The following is an 8,367-nucleotide window of genomic DNA, read 5'->3' on the forward strand; positions in this document are numbered from 1 at the left end:
AGTTTATGACGGATTATTACAAGTGGTTATTGAATTATACACTTTATATGTAAGGGGAGTTCTCATAAAAAATATACAGACACTATTACTCGTTGACGATGTTAAAGAAAATATTGATGTGTTGGTTGAACTGTTAAAAGAGTATGACTTGATTACTGCCATAGATGGAAAAACAGCACTAGAAGCAGCTGAGAGTGAGGATATAGATCTCATTCTTCTAGATATTATGATGCCGGACATGGATGGCTTTGAAGTATGTAATATCTTAAAAAGCAACAAAAAAACTTCTAATATTCCAATCATATTTTTAACTGCTCTTGATAAGCAAGAAGAGTTGCAAAAAGGTTTTGAACTCGGGGCAGTTGACTACATAACTAAGCCATTCAACCCAAATGAGCTTATGTCTCGTGTTCATACACACTTGAAACTAAGAGCTTATGAAAAAGACTTGGAATTAAGAGTAGAAGAAGAGCTTGAAAAAAACAAAATAAAGCAAGAGATGATTCATCAACAGTCAAAACAGGCTGCTTTGGGTGAACTGCTTATGCATATAGCACATCAGTGGAAACAGCCATTAGCTTCTTTATCTGCTTTAAATATAAGTCAAAAGATAAAAATTGAACAAGAGTTAGATAGTACAAAAGATGAGAAAATATCAAAGATTGAGAAGGCTCAAGACCTTATAAACTTCATGTCAACGACAGTAGAGACTTTTAGAAATTTTTATCAACCATCTTATTCCAGTGAAACTTTTTCACTTACTTCAGCTGTAAGTAAAGTTTTAAGCATCTCAGATGCAACTCTAAAATATGACAAGATAAAGATTTGTCTAAACTCTAGCGAAAAAGCAGAGACTTATGGAAATGCAAATGAATTTACACAAATAGTTTTTTCCATAATCAATAATGCACGAGAGATTTTTAAACAAAGAGAGATAAAAGATCCTGAGATAAAGATAGATATTCAAAACTATCAACTCACCATTAGTGATAATGGCGGCGGGATAGATGAAAATATAATTCTTGATATCTTCGAACCATTTACAAGCAGTACAAAAAGTAGTGGTATTGGACTTTACATAGCTAAGGAGATCACAGAGAAAAATGGTGGCTATATCTCTGTGTCAAACGATGATAAGGGTGCAGTATTTAAAGTTGAGTTTCCTCACTCAACTTCTTAATATGTAAGCGATTTAAAGAACTGCATCTCATGTTCTCTAAGTATACGGATCATATTCGTAGACCCTGCTACTCCAACAGGGTCACCTGCAGTTAATATATAACTCTTATCTAACTTGAGTACTTTTCTCTCTATACCCTGATTCATTACATTGCACATCATCTGTCCTAGTGAACCCTCTTCAACCATAAAAGCAGGAACCACTCCCCAACACATAGTCAAATATCTTGCAACTTTTTCATCATGCACAACTGCATAGATATCACGACGAGGACGATAGCGAGATATTTTTCTAACAGATGAACCAGAAGACGTCAGACCTATAAGTCCCCAAGCATCTGTGTCTTCGCAGAGTCTTACCGCTGCCTCATTTATACTGTCTGTTGCATCAGTTATACGAAAAACCGAAAATTTATTAAATGGATAGATCTTCTCAGCGCCGATGATAGTCTTCATCATTGTTTTAACTGCTAAAACAGGATTGTGTCCCATCGCACTCTCTTCTGAGAGCATAACAGCATCTGAGCCGTCTAAAACAGCGTTTGCCACATCGCTTATCTCAGCTCTGGTAGCTGTGTCGTTTGTAGTCATAGAAAGAAGCATCTGAGTAGCTGTTATGACAGGTTTTGAAGCTTCGTTTGCTTTTTTTATAAGCATCTTTTGAAGAGCCGGAACTTCATGAAAAGGAACTTCGATGCCAAGGTCTCCACGAGCGACCATAAGTCCGTCACTATTTTCCAAGATGGCATCTATGTTTTCAACTGCATCAAACTTCTCTATCTTTGCATAGAGTTGGACTCTTCCGTTATTGTCATTTATGATCTTTCTCGCATTTATCATATCTTGAGCATCTTGAACAAAAGAAATAGCCATAAAGTCAACATCATTCTCTATTCCCCAAAGCATATCTACTCTATCTTTTGGAGTCAGAACATCGATGCCGAGTCTAGTGTTTGGAAAGTTTACACCTTTTTTAGAAGTAAGTACTCCACTGTTTCTCACCTTTACTTTTACAGACTCAGCCAGAACTTCAACAACCTCAGTACGAATCATCCCATCATAAAGATAGATAAACTCCCCTACTTTTAACTGCTCTAAAATAGTCGGCTGATTTATACAACTGCGGTAACTGCCCTCTCCTACTTTACTTCCTACAATCTCTTCTTTTACAAATTCAATTATGTCACCAGTTTCAAGTTCAAAAGGTTCTTCAAGATGACCCACACGAATCTTAGGTCCGCTGATATCTTGAAGTACCCCAACAAACAGACCGCTCTTTTTCTCAGCCGTGCGTATGCGTTGCAGTACTTCATAGTGATACTCATGTGTACCGTGAGAAAAATTCAGACGAAATACATTTACACCGGCTCTCATAAGAGCTTCTATCATCTCTTGAGAGTCAGATGCAGGGCCTACAGTTGCTAAGATCTTTGTTCTTTTTTTCATTAAAATCTCCTCGTAATTTCACAGCCATTAAAATCAAATTCTAACTCATTTGATGGTTCTTTGTAAAGTAGCGGTGAATCTAGGTCTATGTAGGCTATGACATCACTGTACTCCATTGCCAGATTAAGAGCTGCATTTATAGAGATAGGACCTTCAAGCATCGAACCGAGCATACACTTCACACTGTTTTTTCTTGCAAACTCTAAGATCTCTATAGCTTTTGTAACTCCGCCACACTTCATAAGTTTAATGTTTATCATGTCAGCACAGGCGTACTCTATGATTGCTTTTGCATCTTCGAGTGTAAAGACCGATTCATCTGCAAGTATGGGGACATGTGAGTAGTTAGTTATGCATCTAAGCTCATGTAGTTGGTCTGCTTTTACAGGTTGTTCTATGAGTTCAAGTTTGACATTTAGAGTAGCTTCTAAATATTCCATCGTGCTATCTTGCGTCCAAGCTTGGTTAGCATCTATGATGAGTTTGGCATCTAGGTCTGAGAGTCTATTTGTTACTTCTATGGCATGTTTTATGTCTGAGCCAAATTTTACTTTTAAAATATTCATACCGTTTGATATAGCTTCTTTAGCATCACTAAGCATCTCATCTGCTTCTTTTAGGCTGATAGTTATATCTGTTTGGAGAGTAAGATTTTGTTTTTCTTTATTCTCTGGGATTAGAGAATAAAGTGCCATATCAAGAGCGGCTTTTGCACTGCTGCCCATCTCAGCCAGATGCAGAGTTCTTATAGCATCTTTAGGATCCAAGTCTATAAGATCCTCTTGTATAAAAGCCACACCGCTTAAGATGCTATAGATATCTTCTCCGGTAACAGCCCGAGTAGCAGGTGCTTCACCGTAAGCAACACTGCCATCATCACAAACAACTGTAACTCTCACAAACTCCACCGCATCTACTCGTCTAAGAGCTGTTATAAAAGGAGTCTTCAGAGCTATCTCTCTGACTTCCGTTGATATGTCTGCTATCTTCATAATACGACTAATTTTGACTCTCTATTTTTCTGCATGATCTAAGCCTAGTGTCGATAAAATTTTTGATATTTAATATGGTGTAAGTATATAGTAATAAGCTGTTATTTGAACTGCTTGTTTACTTCACAATCCCAATCAAAATATTCCCAACAAGCAAACCACCAAAAGTTCCTATGAGATAACCCATTATCGCCATAAGTACTCCTACACTTACTAGTGACTTGTTGTAAGTCGCGGCGAGTATCGGTGCAGATGCAACTCCTCCTATGTTTGAAAGAGATGCAACAGCTACGCTGAACAGGTCGAGCTTGAATATCTTGGCTCCGATAACCATGATAACAGCATGAATAACCAAGATGCTAAAACCTGCAACTACATAGACTCCGACATCACTGAAGTTATCAAAAACTGCTTTTGAACCTATGAGAGCTATAAGTATATATAGCATTGTGGATGCTACTTCGCTGGAACCGTTTATCTCTTTTAGTCTTGTAAATGAGCCGAGGACTCCAAGTGTAGATGCTATAAGAACTATGGTTGTTGTATTGTTTAGTATCTCTATATTTTGAGCGATTATTTGCGAAGCAAAAGATGCTACAAGAGCGAAAAGTATAAGTAGCCAGTATCTTGGTGCTCCCATGCTACAAGCACACCCTATCTCACCAAGATATGCCATGTTTTCATCACTCTTTGTAAACTTGTTAAACATAGATGCGAATGGTACTAAGAAGAGAAGCAGCATAACCCATAAAGTGTAGTTTACACTGTCGACTATAAGTGCATAACCAAACGCCTCCTGTGATACACCAAGAGCAGAACCGACAGCTATCATGTTAGCAGTTCCACCCATCCAACTCCCAGCTAACGCCCCAAAAGCCGCCGCTGAGTCTGAGTCAAAGTTAAAAACAAACGCGACCATAACAAAACCAAAACCTAACGAAAGAACCGCTAACACATAGGAGATAAGCAGAGATTTTCCTAGTCTAAAAAAGTGTCTAAAATCAACCTGTAAAAGCATAAGAAAAAGCATCGCAGGGAGCAGGTTTGTCTTTGTGAGTTTATAGATAGCATCTATCTCTTCGTTTTTATCAAAGACTCCCAAAGATGCAAAGAGCATGGAAAAAGCGTAGATAAAAACAACAGCAGGAATAAACTTGAAAACTTTCCAAGTAGTTCTGGTGTCTAGCAGATGAAAAACTGTTGCAAGAAGTGCTAGAGAAAATAGATAGACTAGAGGTGAGGTTATCATTATTACCCATTATTTTTTTTGATAGTGTAACATATATGTAAAGGATTACTATGAAAAAAATATCTTTACTCTCAACTTCACTATTACTTCTAACCAGTTCACTATATGCTTCATTTCTAAGTCCAGAACCTATTAGCTCTTCACTCATAGTTTACAACGGCGGCATAGGTCTCGTTCATGAAGAGAAACAACTTAGTATCAAAAAAGACGATAAGAAGATTGTCTACAAAGGTGTCGCTAGTACTATTGAGACTGACTCAGTAAATGTAGTACTTCCTAACTCTGTTACGCTTTACTCTCAGCAGTACCGCTTTGACAAGCTCACAATGAGTAAACTTCTAGATGCTCATATAGGCAAGAAAGTAAAAGTCAACAAAAAGAATGTAACACTACTTTCTCACAGCGGAGCAAGTGCCATAGTAAAAGAAGTAAACAATGAAATCATCTCTGTTTTAAGTAAAGATATTATCTTTAAAACTATCCCGGATTCGCTAATTACAAAGCCTTCTTTAGTCTGGAATATAGATGTTAAAAAGAGCCTGGAAGCTAAGATGGATATCGACTACCTCATCAGAAATCTATCTTGGAAAAGTGACTACATACTAAACCTTCACGGTGACAAAGCAGACCTTACTGGCTGGATAACTATAGACAATCGTTCAGGAAAAGCTTATAAAGATACAAAACTTCATGTTCTTGCAGGAGATATAAACAGAGCACAAAGACTAAAGCCACAGTACAGATATGAAAAAGCAATGGTTATGCAAACAGCACCCGAGGCGTCACATCAAGCACATGAAGGTTATCATTTCTACACAATACCTTTTAAAGTGAACTTAGCTAACAATGAAAAAACTCAGATAAAGTTCATCACTCAAAATGCCATTCCTATAAAACGAAGATACCAAGCAACCACTTCAAACCCGCTATATCTACACTCAGAGCAAAAGCATAGCGTGACTCAATACATAGAGATAAAGAAACTTGACTTTCCTCTTCCAAAAGGTGTGGTTAGAACTTACTCAAAACTAAATTCAAGTAACATTCTCTTAGGTGAGAGTTCGATATCTCACACACCAAAAGATACATCTATAAATCTTACACTCGGTAAGAACTTTGACCTTAAAGTTAAAGAGACTATAAAGAAGAGAGCAGACACTAAAAGCTACCTAGATGCAACTGTACTCTACACTCTAAAAAACTCTTCTGATGAGAAGAAGACTTTAGAGCTTTTAGTACCTTTTAATAAAAACACTACGAGTACTATTGAGACATCAAAAGAATACAAATTTAAACATGGAAACAAGCTCTCTTTTAAAATTGTTCTAGATGCTAAAAAAACGGAGACTTTTCGAGTAAAATTTAGAAGCAAAAGGTAAAGATCAGATGGGCTTTGACCCAAAATAATATAATTATTCTTTTGTAAAAGGAGTACAACCCTTGTTAATTTCTTTACGTGTATTGTCTATAAGAGTTTTTATTTCAACGTCATCTGAATCTACTCTATCAAGCAATTTTAACGCCTCATCTGATCTGCCTGTATGACATAAAATATCCGCTAGATTATTCAAAGCAAATGGATATTTATAATCAATCAACAATATATAGCGGTAAATCTCCTCAGCTTTAATTATCTGCTGCAACTTATAGTAAGCATTTGCCAAAGCAAAAAGTGTTGGAATATCATCTGCCCAACGAGTAAGAGCAGTTTCATAGGCGATAATCGCTTCATTTATCATCCCAATTTTTTCAAGATCATATGCACTAAGCAAAAACTTTTTTGCACTAGCAGATGCAGGTAACTCCGTAGGAGGTAAAAGTACAACTCCCCAATTACCGCTTCTCTGCCATAATGAGGCAAATGTTCCAATAGAAAATGTTTCATTTGCTCTTTCGCCAAAATGCATCGAAATGGTTTGAGTTTTGGCATCATACCCAGTAACAGGAGCATAATGCCAAAGCGGGTACCAAGAATAACTTCTGTTTACCAAGACAATAACCGGATGATGGGCTGAGAGTTCACAAATAAGTGCCTCAAATGTTGCTTCAAGAGGATAAACTAGTAAACCATTAGCTCTAGCTGCTGCAATAAGTTCTATCTGAAGAGTACCGCCTTTTGCAGGAATCAATGTTCTCTCATCTAATTCATTTAGTGTAAGATTTGGAACATAAGGAGTTGTCGATTTCCAGTAAGAAGAAATCATCCCTATGGACGAGGAAGCGCAAAGTTCTGAGCGAGGAGCCACAAATGGAACATCTATCTTAGATGAAGAGTAGTTATTATTTAAAGGGAGAGGATTTTTAGGTGCGCAGCCACTTGAATTAATCAAGATGACTGTTGCAAATAATAAATAAATAAACTTGCTTATTTTCAATTTATTATTTTGTAAAGTTAAAAACTTTTGTTAAACCTAAAAGATCTGTAACGAGTAAAACTATAAAAATAAAAACAATAGCACCAACTATTGACATACCTGCATCTGCACCAGCTGGTAATGTATCAATTTGATGTGCAATCTTAGAAGCTTCTTCATCCGTCATAGAAGCGATTCTCGCTTCAATAACTTTTGAATCTACACCCAACTCCTGAAATCTTTTTGCTACATCTTCTCGAGATATAATTTGGGATAGTTTTTCTTTAGAAGATACTGAGCTAGATTGCTCAATAACCGCTCCTGTAGAGATTATTTGCGCCGATAGAACTTGAGTAAATAGAGATACACTGATCACAAATGATAAAATAAGTTTTGAAATTTTCATATTTTTTCCTTTATTTTGTAAATTTAATTGTTTAGAGAATATAAAAAGCTTTGTAAGACCATTTATATTCGCTTGCCTTGGATAACACGAAGCAAAATAACTACAAGTGCAATGACTAAGAGAATATGAATAAATCCTCCCAAAGTGTATGAACTTACAAACCCTAAAAGCCAAAGGATGATTAGGATTAGTGCAATAGTTTCGAGCATTTCATCTCTCCCTTTTGTTAATCAGATTTTTCTTAGAGCATTGCTCTTAAAATCTAATTTTGTAAAGTTTTAATATATTTTTTAAACTAATTCTTTATTTTAGTTTTTACGAAAAAGAAAAATGCCAACAACAAAACTCACAGCACCAAAAATATAATAGATCATTACTTTATCTGTATCTGCACCAGTAACAATTTGTGTCACTTGTGAACCAACAGAGCCGGACAACTGATATCCCCATACTGCAAAACCAATTCCTACGATGGCTAGGATAAGACCGATGATTTGCATTGTAACTCCTAAACTTAAAAAGCTGAAACATTTTAACATTTCAGATAACTATACTATACAGTAATATTTATTTTTTACAGTAGTTAAATCATTTAAAAGTAAAAGGTAAAATTAGGTAAAATATCGGAACTATGAGTTTACATGAAATAAAAAAGCAGAAGTTATTACAAGAACCGTTTGATGACGATGCTCTAAAGCTTGCTCGTGCCATCTACAACACTTATCTGGAAAATGATAAAGA

The 8,367-nt window shown here is 36.2% G+C and carries 9 protein-coding genes; 2 read left to right on the top strand and 7 right to left on the bottom strand.

Translation table 11 applies throughout. The features are described 5' to 3' along the window. Positions 1 to 22 precede the first annotated feature (22 nt). Positions 23 to 1,180, top strand: a complete 1,158-nt coding sequence (locus ABZC13_RS03330; protein ID WP_373000045.1) for a response regulator — start codon at positions 23 to 25, stop codon at positions 1,178 to 1,180. On the opposite strand, the gene pyk is transcribed toward ABZC13_RS03330, so the two are convergent. From pyk to ABZC13_RS03345, 3 genes are all read right to left on the bottom strand, one after another. Continuing rightward, complete coding sequence (gene pyk, locus ABZC13_RS03335; protein ID WP_373000048.1) at positions 1,177 to 2,625, bottom strand: pyruvate kinase; 1,449 nt, start codon at positions 2,623 to 2,625, stop codon at positions 1,177 to 1,179. The genes ABZC13_RS03330 and pyk overlap by 4 nt on opposite strands. Continuing rightward, the gene (locus ABZC13_RS03340; RefSeq protein WP_373000051.1) at positions 2,625 to 3,617 is read right to left on the bottom strand and encodes a dipeptide epimerase; all 993 of its coding nucleotides are present in this window, start codon (positions 3,615 to 3,617) and stop codon (positions 2,625 to 2,627) included. Before ABZC13_RS03340 ends, pyk begins: the two co-directional genes overlap by 1 nt. 118 nt (positions 3,618 to 3,735) lie before the next feature. After that, positions 3,736 to 4,866, bottom strand: coding sequence for a DUF819 domain-containing protein (locus ABZC13_RS03345; RefSeq protein WP_373000054.1), 1,131 nt, complete (start codon positions 4,864 to 4,866; stop codon positions 3,736 to 3,738). A 50-nt stretch (positions 4,867 to 4,916) separates the two neighbouring features. Here ABZC13_RS03345 and ABZC13_RS03350 point away from each other — a divergent pair, with 50 nt between their 5' ends. Then, the gene (locus ABZC13_RS03350) at positions 4,917 to 6,245 is read left to right on the top strand and encodes a DUF4139 domain-containing protein (protein WP_373000057.1); all 1,329 of its coding nucleotides are present in this window, start codon (positions 4,917 to 4,919) and stop codon (positions 6,243 to 6,245) included. 33 nt (positions 6,246 to 6,278) lie between these two features. On the opposite strand, the gene ABZC13_RS03355 is transcribed toward ABZC13_RS03350, so the two are convergent. From ABZC13_RS03355 to ABZC13_RS03370, 4 genes are all read right to left on the bottom strand, one after another. Continuing rightward, a complete protein-coding gene (locus ABZC13_RS03355; RefSeq protein WP_373000059.1) occupies positions 6,279 to 7,196 on the bottom strand; it encodes a PA2778 family cysteine peptidase in 918 nt (305 codons plus the stop codon). 49 nt (positions 7,197 to 7,245) lie between these two features. Next, the gene (locus ABZC13_RS03360; RefSeq protein ID WP_373000062.1) at positions 7,246 to 7,626 is read right to left on the bottom strand and encodes a PA2779 family protein; all 381 of its coding nucleotides are present in this window, start codon (positions 7,624 to 7,626) and stop codon (positions 7,246 to 7,248) included. A 62-nt stretch (positions 7,627 to 7,688) separates the two neighbouring features. Then, positions 7,689 to 7,835, bottom strand: a complete 147-nt coding sequence (locus tag ABZC13_RS03365) for a lmo0937 family membrane protein (protein WP_373000065.1) — start codon at positions 7,833 to 7,835, stop codon at positions 7,689 to 7,691. A gap of 99 nt (positions 7,836 to 7,934) precedes the next feature. Beyond that, positions 7,935 to 8,126: a DUF3185 family protein gene (locus ABZC13_RS03370; protein ID WP_373000068.1), complete on the bottom strand. Its 192-nt coding sequence runs from the start codon at positions 8,124 to 8,126 to the stop codon at positions 7,935 to 7,937. Positions 8,127 to 8,367 lie beyond the last annotated feature (241 nt).

It is taken from the genome of Sulfurimonas sp. (genome assembly GCF_041563035.1).
GTDB lineage: Bacteria > Campylobacterota > Campylobacteria > Campylobacterales > Sulfurimonadaceae > Sulfurimonas.

Coding starts and splice junctions, on each gene's coding strand:
- ABZC13_RS03360 (WP_373000062.1), bottom strand. CDS start 7,626: ATGAAAATTTCAAAACTTATTTTATCATTTGTGATCAGTGTATCTCTA.
- ABZC13_RS03370 (WP_373000068.1), bottom strand. CDS start 8,126: ATGCAAATCATCGGTCTTATCCTAGCCATCGTAGGAATTGGTTTTGCA.
- ABZC13_RS03350 (WP_373000057.1), top strand. CDS start 4,917: ATGAAAAAAATATCTTTACTCTCAACTTCACTATTACTTCTAACCAGT.
- ABZC13_RS03345 (WP_373000054.1), bottom strand. CDS start 4,866: ATGATAACCTCACCTCTAGTCTATCTATTTTCTCTAGCACTTCTTGCA.
- pyk (WP_373000048.1), bottom strand. CDS start 2,625: ATGAAAAAAAGAACAAAGATCTTAGCAACTGTAGGCCCTGCATCTGAC.
- ABZC13_RS03365 (WP_373000065.1), bottom strand. CDS start 7,835: ATGCTCGAAACTATTGCACTAATCCTAATCATCCTTTGGCTTTTAGGG.
- ABZC13_RS03340 (WP_373000051.1), bottom strand. CDS start 3,617: ATGAAGATAGCAGACATATCAACGGAAGTCAGAGAGATAGCTCTGAAG.